General features: G+C 36.0%; 17 protein-coding genes. 5 read left to right on the top strand and 12 right to left on the bottom strand.

Annotated features, from left to right (window positions below; all coding sequences use genetic code 11):
* Window positions 1-68: 68 nt before the first annotated feature.
* The 4 genes from ACMAWV_RS05465 to ACMAWV_RS05450 form a co-directional block, all read right to left on the bottom strand.
* A complete protein-coding gene (locus ACMAWV_RS05465) occupies window positions 69-464 on the bottom strand; it encodes a response regulator (protein ID WP_103216638.1) in 396 nt (131 codons plus the stop codon).
* A complete protein-coding gene (locus ACMAWV_RS05460; protein WP_412469795.1) occupies window positions 461-1771 on the bottom strand; it encodes a sensor histidine kinase in 1311 nt (436 codons plus the stop codon). Before ACMAWV_RS05460 ends, ACMAWV_RS05465 begins: the two co-directional genes overlap by 4 nt.
* Window positions 1772-1858: 87 nt before the next feature.
* Window positions 1859-3052: a DEAD/DEAH box helicase gene (locus tag ACMAWV_RS05455; RefSeq protein ID WP_412469796.1), complete on the bottom strand. Its 1194-nt coding sequence runs from the start codon at window positions 3050-3052 to the stop codon at window positions 1859-1861.
* A gap of 40 nt (window positions 3053-3092) precedes the next feature.
* Window positions 3093-3704: a hypothetical protein gene (locus tag ACMAWV_RS05450; RefSeq protein WP_412469797.1), complete on the bottom strand. Its 612-nt coding sequence runs from the start codon at window positions 3702-3704 to the stop codon at window positions 3093-3095.
* Between the two features lie 160 nt (window positions 3705-3864).
* On the opposite strand from ACMAWV_RS05450, the gene ACMAWV_RS05445 reads away from it, so the two are divergent.
* The gene (locus ACMAWV_RS05445; RefSeq protein ID WP_412469798.1) at window positions 3865-4872 is read left to right on the top strand and encodes a cytochrome-c peroxidase; all 1008 of its coding nucleotides are present in this window, start codon (window positions 3865-3867) and stop codon (window positions 4870-4872) included.
* 5 nt (window positions 4873-4877) lie between these two features.
* Here the strand turns inward: ACMAWV_RS05445 and ACMAWV_RS05440 are convergent, their stop codons facing one another.
* Window positions 4878-5426 (bottom strand): GNAT family N-acetyltransferase, encoded by a 549-nt coding sequence (locus tag ACMAWV_RS05440; RefSeq protein ID WP_158246771.1) that lies wholly within the window; start codon window positions 5424-5426, stop codon window positions 4878-4880.
* A 114-nt stretch (window positions 5427-5540) separates the two neighbouring features.
* Between ACMAWV_RS05440 and ACMAWV_RS05435 the strand changes: the two genes are divergently transcribed.
* Window positions 5541-6377, top strand: coding sequence for a protein-L-isoaspartate O-methyltransferase family protein (locus ACMAWV_RS05435; protein ID WP_412462860.1), 837 nt, complete (start codon window positions 5541-5543; stop codon window positions 6375-6377).
* Between the two features lie 8 nt (window positions 6378-6385).
* Here the strand turns inward: ACMAWV_RS05435 and ACMAWV_RS05430 are convergent, their stop codons facing one another.
* Entirely contained in the window at window positions 6386-7750 is a 1365-nt protein-coding gene (locus ACMAWV_RS05430) for an ATP-binding protein (RefSeq protein ID WP_412469799.1), read from the bottom strand.
* 298 nt (window positions 7751-8048) lie between these two features.
* Between ACMAWV_RS05430 and ACMAWV_RS05425 the strand changes: the two genes are divergently transcribed.
* Window positions 8049-8639: an HAD-IB family hydrolase gene (locus ACMAWV_RS05425; protein ID WP_103216630.1), complete on the top strand. Its 591-nt coding sequence runs from the start codon at window positions 8049-8051 to the stop codon at window positions 8637-8639.
* Window positions 8640-8738: 99 nt separating this feature from the next.
* Window positions 8739-9383 (top strand): hypothetical protein, encoded by a 645-nt coding sequence (locus ACMAWV_RS05420; protein WP_412469800.1) that lies wholly within the window; start codon window positions 8739-8741, stop codon window positions 9381-9383.
* 4 nt (window positions 9384-9387) lie between these two features.
* Here the strand turns inward: ACMAWV_RS05420 and ACMAWV_RS05415 are convergent, their stop codons facing one another.
* The 3 genes from ACMAWV_RS05415 to ACMAWV_RS05405 form a co-directional block, all read right to left on the bottom strand.
* Entirely contained in the window at window positions 9388-10308 is a 921-nt protein-coding gene (locus tag ACMAWV_RS05415) for a glutaminase (RefSeq protein WP_103216628.1), read from the bottom strand.
* A 69-nt stretch (window positions 10309-10377) separates the two neighbouring features.
* Entirely contained in the window at window positions 10378-11070 is a 693-nt protein-coding gene (locus ACMAWV_RS05410; protein WP_412469801.1) for a substrate-binding periplasmic protein, read from the bottom strand.
* A gap of 140 nt (window positions 11071-11210) precedes the next feature.
* The gene (locus ACMAWV_RS05405; RefSeq protein WP_392991200.1) at window positions 11211-11549 is read right to left on the bottom strand and encodes a MerR family transcriptional regulator; all 339 of its coding nucleotides are present in this window, start codon (window positions 11547-11549) and stop codon (window positions 11211-11213) included.
* Between the two features lie 57 nt (window positions 11550-11606).
* Between ACMAWV_RS05405 and ACMAWV_RS05400 the strand changes: the two genes are divergently transcribed.
* The gene (locus tag ACMAWV_RS05400) at window positions 11607-12368 is read left to right on the top strand and encodes an MBL fold metallo-hydrolase (RefSeq protein ID WP_412469802.1); all 762 of its coding nucleotides are present in this window, start codon (window positions 11607-11609) and stop codon (window positions 12366-12368) included.
* A gap of 16 nt (window positions 12369-12384) precedes the next feature.
* On the opposite strand, the gene ACMAWV_RS05395 is transcribed toward ACMAWV_RS05400, so the two are convergent.
* The 3 genes from ACMAWV_RS05395 to ACMAWV_RS05385 form a co-directional block, all read right to left on the bottom strand.
* Window positions 12385-13134: a type 1 glutamine amidotransferase domain-containing protein gene (locus tag ACMAWV_RS05395; protein ID WP_412469803.1), complete on the bottom strand. Its 750-nt coding sequence runs from the start codon at window positions 13132-13134 to the stop codon at window positions 12385-12387.
* Between the two features lie 89 nt (window positions 13135-13223).
* The gene (locus ACMAWV_RS05390) at window positions 13224-14192 is read right to left on the bottom strand and encodes a cupin domain-containing protein (RefSeq protein ID WP_412469804.1); all 969 of its coding nucleotides are present in this window, start codon (window positions 14190-14192) and stop codon (window positions 13224-13226) included.
* A gap of 52 nt (window positions 14193-14244) precedes the next feature.
* Window positions 14245-14544, bottom strand: coding sequence for a hypothetical protein (locus tag ACMAWV_RS05385; RefSeq protein WP_392991193.1), 300 nt, complete (start codon window positions 14542-14544; stop codon window positions 14245-14247).
* Window positions 14545-14631 lie beyond the last annotated feature (87 nt).

Raw genomic sequence — 14631 nt, 5'->3', positions numbered from 1 at the left:
CTTATTTTTGGATGAGTTAACTAAAACTTTTGAAGAAACACTTAAACATTGAAATTATTCACTGTATTTCAAGTTCTAAGTTCAGGATAGCGTTCACTCATTAAATTAATGAGTTTATCGAAATCCACAGGTTTTTCAAAATAATCGAGGGCACCTAGCTCTTTTGCCTTATTTCTGTATGCGTTACTTGAATAGCCTGAAATCATTATCGTATCGATATTTGGAAATCTATGATTAACTTCTTTTAACAATTCAAAACCATCAATACCAGGCATATTGATGTCTGTTAATATCAAAATAATATCCTGACCTTCTTCACTCTCCAAAATCTCTAAAGCATGGGCACCAGAAGTTGAAAAAGATAGAAGCATTTTATTGGCCTTAACCCAGTCTTCAAAAATATGCTCAAAGATGAATAGCACATCCTCTTCATCATCAACTAAAAGTACATGAACCCTAATCACGAAATCTCCTTAGGAAAACGAATCTTAAAAATTGTAAACTCGCCTTCTTTTGACTCGACAAAAATCTCACCATTATTCTTCTCTATAATCGATTGTATGATAGACATACCAAGCCCAGAACCTTCCCTTCCTGACTTTGTCGTAAAAAATGGCTCAAAGATATTATTTAGGAATTTTTTTGGAATCCCTTCACCGTTATCTTTAATTTCGATTAGTATATAATGATCTTGATCAAAGGTTTGAACAGACAACATAGCCTGACCATCTATATTCTTAAACTTCTTATCTAGAGAATATATTGAGTTTTCGAAAAGATTTAAAAAGACTGATTGAATATCATTAGTGAATACATGTAAATCTTCACTTGTATTTAGAGAGTATTCAAATTTGAGATCAACACCATCCGTTTTCAATGAAGAAGCATGATAGGCATACTTGAAAGACTCTTCAATAAGCTTATGTAATGAATACTTTTTCTTTCCATTAACCCTGGTATCCAACATAACATCTAGGATATTTTTAATTCTTAAGCTATGGGTTGAAATAATATCAAGCGCTTTACTCAAATCTTTTGAAACTTTACTATCATCACCACTCAAGCGCTCTTTAAGAACCATAGCAACTTTACTTGCATTTAAAATGAGATTTAGAGGATTCCTAATTTCATGAGCAATGCCTGTAGTTAATCTACCAAGCGCGGCCAATTTTTCTTGTTGAAGCATTGTCTCATGAGACTTTTTAATGAATTCTTCTTTCTCACTTACTTCTTTTGCAATAATCTCATTTAAGTCAGCAATTTTTTGATTTGCGTTCATCATAGCAAGCTCGACACCGATGCGACTTGCAAATAAATCAACAGCTGTTGCCACAAAGGTTGGATCTTTTATTGGGGCTGTATTCAAAAGAACAATCAAACCAAGAAAATCGCCAGAAGGAAGTAAGACAGGAGCACCAATATAAGCATCGACCTCCATATTCTGAAGCATTAGATCTTGTGGATAGTCTACGCATACATTCTCAGGATGCATGCAAACTCGTTTCCCCGTAATGACATCATGACAAGGAGTCCCTTCAAGATCATATTCTAAATTATCAATAAATTGCCCATTAGATATAGCAAAATCTGTAAGAATAATATTGGGATCACCTTCTTTAGGGCGACCGACAAAAATAAAATCAATCTCTAGATAAGTAGCAATATTCTTTAAGAGACTCTTTATGTAATCTGCACCACTTAAGTGCTGATTTATATTATAAATCTCTTTAATAATTTTAATTTTATCTTTCTCATCCATTAGGCTTACCATGACGCCTCACTTTATTAACGATATTTCATTATAAAAGAAATGCATAAGACATGGGTTTAAGAAATCTAAAGAAAAGTTTGGATGATATTAGCGCCTTCGACGACCTTTGTATCGTTTCTTGGCCTTAGGTTTAGATAAAGGATAATCATGATGAAATGGATGATCTAATACTTGAGAAATATTCTTTCCAATTAGCTTTTGAACATTACGAAGAAAAGGCAAATCTTTTTCACTGCATAATGATAGTGCCACACCTTCTCTTCCGGCCCTTGCTGTTCGTCCGATACGGTGAACATAGTATGTTGCATCTTCCGGCATATTATAATTAATAACAAGATCTACATCATTGATATCAATACCTCGAGAAGCAATGTCGGTTGCCACAAGAACTCGAATGGCACCAGAAGTAAAGTCTTCAATCGCCTTATTCCTCTGTCCTTGCGTTAAATTACTATGAATCTCCCCAACACTAACATCGCTGCGTGCAAGAAGTTCGACAACTTCAGAAACGGCATACTTGGCCTTACAAAAAATTATAATTCGCGATTTTGTTTTATCCTCTAATAAACTTAAAAGGAGATAATTCTTATTTTCTGCCAATGTAAAATAAACAGATTGTTCAATCTTATCTACTGTTGAAGATTGCGCAGCGACTTCAACTTTTACAGGTTTATTTAATATTTGATTTGCTAGTGTCTCGATTTCTTTTGGCATAGTCGCTGAGAATAGAACTGTCTGATGTATACTTGGAAGCCTACTCGCTATATCAACAACACCTTCATAAAATCCCATATCAAGCATCATATCCGCTTCATCAAGGACAAAGGTTTCAACTTGGGATAATTTAATGAATCCTTGCTCCATTAAGTCGATAAATCGCCCAGGAGTTGCTACGACAATATCGACGCCTTCATTTAGAGCAACTATTTGCGGAGCACTACTGACCCCGCCCATGATAACAGTCGAACGAACGTCGCCATTTTTTGAAAAGGAGAGAATACTTTCGTTAATTTGAGTTACCAGCTCTCTCGTTGGAGCAAGAATAATAGCACGACAGTGATTAGGCATAAGTTGCACTTCACATGTCATGAATTTTTCAATCATTGGTAAAGAAAATGCCGCGGTTTTCCCAGTTCCCGTTTGTGCGATTCCCAATAAATCACGGCCTTCAAGTAAAGTGGGTATCGACTTCTCTTGTATAGGAGTAGGTTTAACATGGCCAATATCAACAAGTGCATCCTGAATACATTTGCTTAGCTTAAAAGAATTAAAATCTACCATAGAGATTTATCTCGCATTTCACTCTTCTTGAAGAAATAGATTACTTAGAAACAGCTCTTGATTTTCGAGCAGGTACAACTTCTTGTTCATCAACGACATGACCATTTTCATAGAAGTATCTAAGAACACCTGTCTCTTTTGTTGAAGGCCTATAAACGCGGCCGTCAGCTGTCGTACACTCTGACTCAGAAGCGTTTGGCTCACAGAAGACTTGGTGTTTGATTGATTCTGTCAGTCCACCGTACTCTTTTTGTATTTCTTTACATTGAGGATCTTTAGTTGGTGCAAGTTTACCGCCTTTATAGACAAACCCACACTTATTAGAAAAATTCACACCATTGATAGATTGTGTGACGGAGTTAACTCTCCCCTCATTGTCGTATGTGAATTTCGTCCTGACTTTATCAACTGTTTCCTCTAAGAGATAGTCACCGCTTTTCCAATTTGCAATTTTAAATGAGAACTTAGGATGAACCTCGCCATTGTCGGCCACACAACTAAATGTTGTTGTCTTATTCTTACCATTCACTTCAGTAAGCTTGTAGAGATAACCAGATGGACACTTTTGCGAGTGTTTATAATGATCGACCTCATTTCTAGCAGTGACTGATGTGGAAGTTATTAAGATAAGAAGAATACTTAGTTTTTTCATAAGTACTTTATCGGTTCAAAATTCAACTTACTTTAGTATTTTAGTCAATCATCTTAGTAAATATATGAAATTATTAAGTTTTAAAAAATTATGTAACAAAAGATGCTAATGCTTCGAAGGACTAGAAAACATAACTAATAAACCTGATAAGAGGAAGAAAATGAAACAAATATTATTAATTGGTCTAGTATTATTCACATCCTGCAAAACGACAAGGCCACCGTTATCCGAGTTTTTTGGAGAGAGCTTAAATAAGCTCACTTATTTTGGTGAAAATAAACCAAAAGAAGAAGTTATCTCCTTAGGGCAAAAGCTTTTTTATGACACACGCTTAAGTAAGGATGGGACTGTTAGCTGTTCAAGATGTCACCTACCACAGCTACACTTCTCTGATGGCCTTCAAAAGTCTAGAGGGACAAAAGATCGTTCTGCTCCTAGAAATGCACAAACGTTAATAAATACTGCAGGTCAAATCTCACAACATTGGGATGGAAATAGACAAGATGTTGAGGAGCAAGCAGCAAAGTCATTCTTTATCAAAGTCCCTTTTGACCTTGATAATGAAGAGCACTTAAAAGAGAAGTTAATTAGCAATAATTATGCTCAAGATTTCTTTAAAGCATTTAATATAAAACTAGAAAGTGAAGATGCGAAGTCTCTTGTTAACTTATCTGCAAAAGCAATTGGTGCATTTGAGAGAACACTTGTTGGGCCATCTCGTTTTGATGATTATCTTGATGGAAATGTTAAGCGTCTGACAGTACAGGAAGAGAGAGGACTTAAGAAATTCATCGATTATGGCTGTATTGGATGTCACAGTGGTCAACTTGTAGGTGGTGAGATGTATCAGAAATTTGGTGTTGTTGAAGATCCTTACAAGTACACAAAATCCGAAAAAAGGGACCTAGGCCGATATAATTTTACAAAGAATGAAGATGATAAAGAGTTCTTTAAGGTTCCACCGCTTAGAAATGTAACTAAGACTGCTCCATATTTTCACGATGGAAGTGTTGCAAATCTTGACCAGGCCGTCTACATCATGGGTAAGGTTCAGCTTGGAATCGATATTGCAAAACAAGATCGTGACGATATTATCGCTTTTCTATCTACTCTTGAAACAAAAGAAGAGATTATGAAGCAATTATCAGAAATACCAAGTTTGCCTTAACTTAGTTATTCTTTCCAATTTGGATTGATTTTACTAGTGAGAACATGGTCTTGCCAGCTTCCTGCAATCATAAGGTAGTTTCTAGCAATGCCATGTTCTTCAAATCCAAGGGATTTAAGAACTTTACTACTTCGAATATTTTCAGGAATATAATTGGCCTCAACTCGATGAAAATTTAGTTCATTAAACATATAATTGATCCCACAAGAAAGTGCTTCGTTCATATATCCAAAGCCTTGAAACTTCTCACCTAATTTATAACCAACACGACAATTCTGAAAAGGTCCACGCTCAAGTGTTGTGAAGTTAACCATACCTATTAATTCACCACTTTCTTTCAAAAAAATATTGAATCGAACCGAAGTCTTATTTTGAAACTCATCTTTGGCATCTTGAATCTTCTTTGCCCAGTAATCTAACATGAAAAAGTCATCGGGTTTCTTGGGATCCCATGGAGCAAGATGGTTTTCATTATTTTTGTAAAATTCAAGAGTGGCAACTTCATCACCAAGTTCAGGAATTGCTAAAAGAAGTCTTTGTGTTTCAATTTTCATTAATAAAATATAAACGAAACAAAAAATCATGACAACGAAGTCCTAATATTTCTTAAGTTCTTACTTTACCAAACTTGCTTTGAGAAAATTTCAAATTTTCAATAATCTATACTCATGAATGAGTTAATTAAAAATCATCAAGATCGATTTATCGCTCAAAATACTGGCCTATCAGAAGAAGTGATCGATGCTTATTACCGAATTCCTAGACATCTTTTCATCTCTAAATTTAAGGATTATCCAGATAACTGGGTCGACTTAGATGATGATAATTTGGAGCGCTACCTTCCTCTACTCTATGCCGACCACCCTCTGGCGATATTTGGCAACCAAGAAGTTGTCTCAACAATTTCTCAACCTTCTTTCGTTCTAACAATCCTCGATTTATTAAATTTGGAGCCAGGTCAAAAAGTCTTTGAACTTGGCTGTGGAAGTGGATGGAATGCTGCCTTGATGGGACATATTGTAGGAAGAGAAGGAAAAGTTATAAGTGTTGAAATTATTCCAGAACTAGTTAAGAGGGCCAGAATATCATTAGATAAAATGGGCATTAAAAATGTAAAAGTAATTGAAGGAGATGGAACAAAGGGCTTCCTTGAAGATGCTCCTTATGACAAAGCAATCTTTACGGCCGGAGCTTATGATCTACCTAGTGTTTTTCATAAACAATTAAGAGATGATGCTACTCTCGTTTTTGTTCTGAAAGGAAGTCTTGAGGCGGATGTGTTATACGTATTAAAAAAAGATGATGTAGAAGGGTGCTTTATTTCAACCAAAGCAATTGCCTGTAGCTTTGTACCAGTCATAACGAGTTCAAAGCATAAAGTTTCAGAATTTAATCTTTCGATGGCCCTAAATCATACTCTTAAAATCTATCCAAATATAAAGGAAGTGGATATCCCCTGCCATCACATGATGAAACAACACGATTCTCTTTTTGTATGGGTATAAATATTTTATTAAGCGACTTCTTTGGAAATAATTACTTTTGTACCACGACCTAGCTCTGAAACAAATCTTACATTAAGACCTAACTCGCGACATACTTTTCTGATGATAAAAAGGCCAAGGCCTCGCCCTTGTTCACCATGAGTTCCAAGAGTACTTTTAAAGAGTTTATCCTCATTTCTATTAATTTCGTTAACAAGACCTGAATCAATCCCGATACCACTATCTTTACATGAAAGGAAGAACTCGTTATCAGTCATTTCAATTCGAAAACAAACCTCAGAATCTTCAGGCGAAAATTTAATTGCATTTTGTAGGATATTACCCAAGATACTATCTTTAAAAGCCTCTTTATTAGTTCTGATAGTAAAGCTCTTATCAATCTCTGATTCAATTCTTAACTTAATATTCTTCGCTACTGATTGATCTTGGTATTCAAAAATTAATTCTTCTAATAAGTCCCAAACAACAACATCAGTCATCAAAAATGAGCTAGAATTATCATCAACCACATTTCGTGTATTTTCAATTATTCCCTTAACCGACTTATAATAGATATCTAGTTTTTGACTGGCCTTTTCAATTTCGCCACGTGCGATTAATCTCTTCACATGTTCAACAATGAGCATTTTATTAGCAATATCGTGACTTATGATTCTATTGGCAAGTAGAACCTCTTTATGGGCCTCGCGGATTTTCCTTTCGGCCGTCTCAAGCTCTAAATTCTTTTTTTCAAGATCATTAGTATGTTGAAGATTTTCAATTATAAGATTCTTATAATACTTATCGAGCTTAAATAACCTTAGGATAACAATTTGGAGGGATGCAAAGATTGAAGGCGCCCCCATGTGCTCATTAACGTGATAAATTAGAATATTTTTATCTTGGCTTATTTCGACATCCCATGACATCGAATCAGACACTAGCTTTGGCAAGGCCAAGAAAACGATTCGATACATATCCACAAAAACTGGAAAAATATCTTCAGGACGATCAAAGGTCAGCTTAATATCAAATGTGGTTTTGCCTGTTTCTATTAACTCGATCTTAACTGCGTCTGTATAGAACGTCTTAAATGAGTATTTTAAGATAAAGTCACCCACAAAGCGAAAGCTGATCATTCGTGAAAGAATATCTAAGACACGTTTTACGTACTTATTAGTGAGTCCATGTTTCGTCATCGCCTCGTAAAACTTTTCATATTTATCATTTAAAGCTTCAGTAATGAGACGGTAATCATTCCACGTCATATACTTTTTTTCATCGCTAATAATGTCATAGTCATGCCCTAGATTTTCAAAGAAAACCTTTGGATCATCATTATTTTCAACGATGTAATTTATGTATGCATGGACTGCTTTATTGCTGACGTTCAAATCTTCCCCAAATTTAGTGGAATACTACCCCATAAGACTTATTTAATCTAGAGTATTGAGCAATTCTTATCTCAAGGTTAACCATATAAGTAGCTGATCTTTTAATGAAAAATTAACCAAAATTAAAACTATGAATCTGTTTTACTGCTAATATAAATTTAGTGCTAGTTCTTGTTGGAGAATGACCACTCTGCGTACAGCATATCGTTGCGTGTGCGGCATAACAAAAAAGCCCTTCTCACTGAGTAGGGCTTTTTTATTTCATGACATGCCGAATACCTTACCTTAGAATTTCTAAATGAATTTGGCCCTCTTTGATTTTGACGGAACAATTACCTTCAAAGACACATTTACAGAATTTATTTTCTATTCAGTAGGTCCTAAGAAATTACGTCTTGGAAAGCTCCTATTATCCCCTTTTATTCTTGCTTATAAGTTAAAACTCTTATCAGGCCCAACGATGCGTGCGCTTATCGTTAGATATGCCTATTCAAGACAAAGCACCACAACTCTTAAGCACCAAGGCCAAAACTTTTCTCAATCATTTCTTCCAAAGGTTATTAGAACTAATGCACAAGAAGAGATCGATCGCCATAAGAAGCTAGGAAACAAAATTGTTATAGTGTCGGCTTCTTTGGATCTCTATCTTGCTCCTTGGTGTGAGGCTAATGGTTTTGATCTTATTTGCTCTTCCCTAGAATCTAAGGATGGCAAATATACAGGTGGCTATTACGGTGGGGACTGTACAGGCCATATGAAGGCACAAAGGGTCAAAGAGAAGTATGACCTATCTAGTTTCGATAAAATCTACGCATATGGTGATACGGCCGAGGATCAGCAGCTACTAGAACTTGCTGATGAGCGCTATATGTGTTGGACGAAAATCTAAGTTTTCAGTCAATAAATTATACATACATTCAACTCTACGCTGTACTTATCCTAGCTCTCTAATCTATATTAAACAAAAACTGATTGCCTAGGAATTGTTATGATTAGAAAATACATCATCATCTTTGCTCTTTCATCTTTTGCATTTGCTAGTGAAAGTGAATTAAGTGTTGCGACTAAAGAACTATGTAAGAAGATTGGTAAAAACCATGCGCAAGACACTGTTCTTTGTAACAAAATCATTAAAAATGATGGGCCTCTCGATATCAATGTTATTCCTGTCTGCTCTGAAATTGCAAACCACTCAGTAATCTATGGCATGACTTGTGTAGAAAAAGCTGCGGGTAAAAAATTTCCAAAGAATGCCACTCAAAACTGCATTAATATCGCAAAGAAAGTTAAAGAGAATTCAGTCAATGCTATTGCCTGTGTTGAAGTTTCTGTAAATAAAGAGTTTGATAATAATATTTTAAAAACGTGTGATGTATTGGCAAACTACTCAACGTTTAATGGGTACCACTGCCTAAGTTACGCAGCTAATTCGAATTTTAGTGCCCCTGCTGCCGAATTTTGTACAGCAATGGCAAAAGAGACAAAGGACTTTGCAACTTATACATTTAATTGTTTGGAACTAACGGCAGATAAGAATCTATCTGAAGACGACTTGGCCCCATGTTTTGAAGAGTTACTTAATGGTGGAGAATTCGCTCCATTCAAAGCAAAAGAGTGTCTGCTACAATTTTAAGTAATTAGTAGATCGACTGCTCAGAATAAGTTGTAAATAATTCCAAAGCTTCGATACCGGCCAGAGAGTTACCAGTGGAATCTAAAGCAGGAGACCAAGTTGAGATAGACATTTCATTTGGGATAACGCCGACAATTCCACCTCCAACTCCAGACTTAGCAGGTATCCCTACTCGGTACGCAAAATCACCGACTGAGTTGTAAAGGCCACACGTCATCATTATGGCATTCATTCTCTTATTTTGGCTCTTAGTTAATATCTTTTTTCCATTCCACGGGTTTTGCCCATTTGAGCTAAAAAGCCTAAACGATCTGGCCAGATCAACGCATGACATTTCAATAGAACAAATCGTTGTATAAATATCAATTACCTTCGATACTTCATTATTGATATTGCCATAGCTTTTCATGAAGTACGTTAGCGCATAGTTTCGATTGGCAGTAGCAAGCTCTGACATTCTAACAGATTCATTAATAAAGATATTTTCGTTTCCACTTAACTCACGAATAAATTTTAAAACTTCATTTACAGGATCTTTATAGAGATCAATAAGTGTGTCGATAACAACGATTGCACCGGCATTAATAAATGGATTGCGAGGAATTCCTTCTTCGTTTTCAAGAAGAACAAGAGAATCAAAACGATTTCCAGATGGTTCTAGGCCAACACGTGACCAAAGTTTGGCGTCTAGTTTTTGATAAGCTAGAACAAGAGAAAAAACTTTAGAAATAGATTGAATAGAAAACGCTTTTTGGGCATTCCCAATAATATACTCGTGTCCATCATTAGTACAAATAGACATTCCAAATTGATTAGGATCAATCTTTCCAAGCTCTGGTATATAGTCAGCAACTTTACCTTTTCCGATAATAGGTGAAATCTCGGAATAAATCCTTTCTAAAATATCTGTATAATTCTCTTCCATGACTAGTAATATAGCTTCAAAATCTTATTTTTTTAATTTTAATTTTTAATATTATGAAACTCTTACTTACTACTTACTTAGATTTGAGAAATCAGGCATTTCATGATTCCACTTTTGATAGATTTTTTCGAGCTCTTTTGACTTTAGAAGAGTTTCCATATTCTTATCGAAGATCTTAATTAGCTCTTCAGACTTCTTTGTGCGAGCGTATCTAACATAGAGGTTCTTTGTAATCACAGGCTTCATTACGTACTTGGAAGGGTCTAGCTTTAGCGCCTTAAAATTCGGCATAATCGTATTTTTAGAATCAATGAAGAAATCAATACGTCCCTTTTCTAAAAGCCTAAGACCATTATCCGTATCCTGAAGCTCTTTCCAGTCCATCTTAGTTTTTAAATATTTGTGATAATCATAACCACGAACCCAGTAAACTCTTTTACCAGCTAAACTCTTTTGGCCCTGCCAGTCTTTTAAAGTCCCCTTTTTGAAGACGACCAGTGTGTACTCAACATCGATTGGATATTGAGGGTAAATTGACTCTTTGACTGTATTGTATGCTCCAAGCATGGCATCTTTGTGATTTTCATTCACATACTTAACGGCCCTAGGCCAAGGAACGAAGGTATAGTTAACTTTGATATCAGAGAGTGAATAAGCTTTCCTAACAACTTCGAAGTAGAGGCCACTTCCATCCTTATTTGTAAAATCTTTCCATTCAGGCGTTGAGATCTCAATTGTTTTAATCTCACTTGCAATACTCAAATTAGACCATATAAAGAGAATAAGAAATTGTATTAGAAGGTGTTTTGTCTTAACCATAACAATTCAAAGGCTATATTAACCAAATAGTATTGACAAGAAGGTACGCGCCACTTTTTCAAGATATCAGTATGTTAGATGGATTAATTTAGTTTTAAAAACTTTTCGATCTTCTTTAACTTGGCCTTATCTTCACTAATTCTATCTTTGATTAAGGCCTTCTTCTGTTCAAGATTCTTTTTGAAATTTTCACAAGGCTTACCCTTTTTAATAAAAGAGTCCATCCCACGTTTAATCTCACTTAGTGTAAAGCCCAATTCCTTTGCACTAGAGATAAAACGAATCTCTTTCAAATTTATCTTTGTATAGATCTTATAACCATTAATATCTCTTTGCGGAGGTGATATTAATGAGATCTTCTCATAATAACGAATCGTATCTCTTGATAAACCACTAATATTCTCAAGTTCAGAAATATTCATATTTTCCCTTTACTGTGGAGTTACTCCATACCCTATTATAAATTCAAAGGAGCTTATATGTTAATAACTCAAGTGCGAAATGCAACAATTTTGATTAGCTACAAAGAAAATCTTATTTTAGTCGACCCAATGCTTGCTAATAAAGGCATGCTGCCACGTCTTCGTTTCTTTGGTTCAAGCGTAAAGAACCCAACAGTTGAACTTCCGGAAACGTTTCATCAGCAAAAGGGACAGATCACTCATGCCTTAATTACTCATTGTCAAAAAGGGCATTTCGATCATCTTGATAGTGCCGGTAGAAAATTTTTAAGAAGAAAAAATATTGCTACATTTGCGACTCAAAAAGATGCAAAATACTTAGAGTCAAAAGGAATCAAATCATGGCCACTTGAAAAAAAAGATAAATTCTTTGATGGTTCAATTCGTCAAATTCCGGCCCAACACGTAAGAGGCTTTCTCTATCCTTTCCTTGAGCATGGAGTTGGTTATTTTATTAAATTACCAAATCAACCTTCTCTCTACCTTATGGGAGACACTGTTCTTACACCTCGAATTATTGAGTTTATCAAACAAGAACAACCTGACTATATCGTAGCGCCAACAGGAGTTGCCCAATTTGATATTGGCTCACCACTACTTCTTCCTAAGAAAGACATAAAGAAATTAATCGAGATAAGCACAGGAACAATCATTGCAAACCACATGGATGCTCTTGATCATTGCCGCCTATCACGAAGGGAATTAAAGGAATTAATAGGTAAAGAAGCAAGTAAGAGAGTCATCATTCCTGAAGATGGAGAGACTATTAAACTAAATTAGGGGGGCGAAATGCCCCCTACTTCTTTATCAGCTCAATGACTTTTAGAGTTGCCTCTTTAGCAGATGCGGGGTTTTGTCCCGTCACAAGTCTTTCATCGACGATAACATTTTCACTCCAGGCCTTACCATAGATATGCTTTCCACCTCTTTGAGCAAGCTTTTCTTCTAGTAAGAAAGGAATGATATCGAGTTGCTCAATCAATGCCTCTTCTTCTCTTGTGAAAGCAGCGAACTTCTTCCCATCAATAAGATACTTTCCATTTGATAATTTGATATCTGAAAGCGCGGCCGTTCCATGACAAATTGCTGAGACAACTCCACCCATTTCATAAAGCTCTTTTGAGATGCGATTGACTTCTTTATTATTGGCGAAGTCCCACATTGCACCTGAGCCACCACTATAGATCACAGCTGCATAATCTTTTGGATTAATCTTTGCTAGTGGAATCGTGCGAATAACCTTGGCCATAAGACTCGCATCTTTTAAGAAGCGATCATTATAGCTGTCCTTTTCGGCAAAACTATTCATATCAATCGGTGCACTTCCACCTTGTGGGCTGGCGATATCAACTTTAATACCGGCCTTAATTAATTCGTAATAAGGATGTGTTAATTCCGGTAACCAAAAACCTGTCTTCTTGCCAGTATTACCTAATTTATCGTGGCTTGTGACGACAATTAGAACCCTTTGATTTGTTTTGGCCAGAGTATTAGTTCCTAGACCAAGAGTAAGTAGTAAAGCTGAAATTTTAAATAACATACGCATATTTTCTCCTTTATCGTTTGTTGATTATGGAGTTAATATAGCGTGGCCATTTTTTGATTTCCTTTACATAGGTTGAAAAGTTGATTTTTTTAAGAACGAGATGCCTTTTCTAACCACAATTCACCCTTCTGGCGCATTTCTTCGTTTCGAGCAGGGTGCTCTGGATAGTAGATCTTATCATTGTCAGGCTCACACTCCCCTGCACAGAGATAGTAAATAAAGTCGCTAGATTTATTAATAAGGGTGTGGGCAACACCTGAGCCGGCCTTAAAATCAATGCCAGTAAATGGTTTAACAACTGACTCCTGACCATCTAAGTAGACATGAGGCTCACCTTCAAGAACAAAGACAAACTCCTCTTCCACAGAGTGGGCATGTGGCCATGACGTCCTCTTCCCCACAGGAATTCGTTCAAGCCAAATTGCGATATTCTTCATCCCAAATTTTCGGCTTAAGCAAACACCATTTGAGAACGTTTCAGTATCTCCTGGATAAGAAAAGCTATCATTCGTTAGGTTATCAAATCCATTATAGACCTCAATAGAATCATCTCTTAAGCTCTCATCAAATGTACCAGGCAGTCCATCATGTCCCCCTAGAATTTGCTTGGGCATATCGTCCCACCACTTATCCCCGCACTCTACTTTCAGGCTTGGATCGAGGTGAAAATAGTATTGGTTATCGGGCCTAGTTCGATCCCCTGAAACAAATAGCTCACAAGGAGAATCATAATTATTGATAAAGCAGTGACCGACACCTGTCCCCGCAGGAAAGCCAATGCTGTCACCTTTGCTCATTTTTTTAATCTTTCCATTTAACCAAAGATCAATTTCGCCAGAGATCACATAGACAAATTCTTCTTCTAAGCTTTCTGCATGAGGCTCAGATGTTCGATACCCCGGAGGAACTTTAAAGTAATGTGCCGCTACTCTTTTTAATCCAAAGTGCTTTGACATATTTGCATTTGTTCCACCAACCTTTAATTCTTCATTAAAGTGATTATCATTGATCTCTGTAATATCAACAAAGTGGCCCACATCTTTCAAATCTCTTTCCAAATCTCAATCCTAGTTAAACTAATTTCTCTTAGTATAACCGAAACAGAAAATTTTAGAAATTAATGCAAGAAAACTTTTGTTCAGCAGTCGCCATTATACTTGGTGATTGGAAGTCAATACGATGATGAAACTTAACGTCGTCATGTAGCCTAAAGCTCTCGCCCCCACAAATATTAACAATAGAATCAAGGGCCATTTCAAATGCATCAAGCTCAGCATGCTTACCTGCTAATATATTAGCGACTCGTGAATGAGTGTGAAAGTACAGGGCCTTCCCCTTAGCGGTGAAAATATCTTGTGCAAAAGTATTTAGTGATAAGAGCGCACAGGCCATGATAATGATAGATTTCATTTTTTCCTCCATTTAGTTGAACTAATAATGATCAAACATTATGGATAAGAAAAATAAGTATTAAGTGATTATATAATAAGATTATTT

It is taken from the genome of Halobacteriovorax sp. RT-1-1 (assembly GCF_047085455.1).
Lineage (GTDB): Bacteria > Bdellovibrionota > Bacteriovoracia > Bacteriovoracales > Bacteriovoracaceae > Halobacteriovorax_A.
The sequence above is the reverse complement of the archived record's forward strand: the minus strand, read 5'-3'. Positions and strand labels throughout refer to the sequence as shown.

What these genes read in the sequence shown, in the direction of transcription:
- ACMAWV_RS05460 (WP_412469795.1), bottom strand. Translation starts at nt 1,771, where the DNA reads ATGGTAAGCCTAATGGATGAGAAAGATAAAATTAAAATTATTAAAGAG.
- ACMAWV_RS05455 (WP_412469796.1), bottom strand. Translation starts at nt 3,052, where the DNA reads ATGGTAGATTTTAATTCTTTTAAGCTAAGCAAATGTATTCAGGATGCA.
- ACMAWV_RS05450 (WP_412469797.1), bottom strand. Translation starts at nt 3,704, where the DNA reads ATGAAAAAACTAAGTATTCTTCTTATCTTAATAACTTCCACATCAGTC.
- ACMAWV_RS05445 (WP_412469798.1), top strand. Translation starts at nt 3,865, where the DNA reads ATGAAACAAATATTATTAATTGGTCTAGTATTATTCACATCCTGCAAA.
- ACMAWV_RS05440 (WP_158246771.1), bottom strand. Translation starts at nt 5,426, where the DNA reads ATGAAAATTGAAACACAAAGACTTCTTTTAGCAATTCCTGAACTTGGT.
- ACMAWV_RS05435 (WP_412462860.1), top strand. Translation starts at nt 5,541, where the DNA reads ATGAATGAGTTAATTAAAAATCATCAAGATCGATTTATCGCTCAAAAT.
- ACMAWV_RS05425 (WP_103216630.1), top strand. Translation starts at nt 8,049, where the DNA reads ATGAATTTGGCCCTCTTTGATTTTGACGGAACAATTACCTTCAAAGAC.
- ACMAWV_RS05420 (WP_412469800.1), top strand. Translation starts at nt 8,739, where the DNA reads ATGATTAGAAAATACATCATCATCTTTGCTCTTTCATCTTTTGCATTT.
- ACMAWV_RS05415 (WP_103216628.1), bottom strand. Translation starts at nt 10,308, where the DNA reads ATGGAAGAGAATTATACAGATATTTTAGAAAGGATTTATTCCGAGATT.
- ACMAWV_RS05405 (WP_392991200.1), bottom strand. Translation starts at nt 11,549, where the DNA reads ATGAATATTTCTGAACTTGAGAATATTAGTGGTTTATCAAGAGATACG.
- ACMAWV_RS05400 (WP_412469802.1), top strand. Translation starts at nt 11,607, where the DNA reads ATGTTAATAACTCAAGTGCGAAATGCAACAATTTTGATTAGCTACAAA.
- ACMAWV_RS05395 (WP_412469803.1), bottom strand. Translation starts at nt 13,134, where the DNA reads ATGCGTATGTTATTTAAAATTTCAGCTTTACTACTTACTCTTGGTCTA.
- ACMAWV_RS05385 (WP_392991193.1), bottom strand. Translation starts at nt 14,544, where the DNA reads ATGAAATCTATCATTATCATGGCCTGTGCGCTCTTATCACTAAATACT.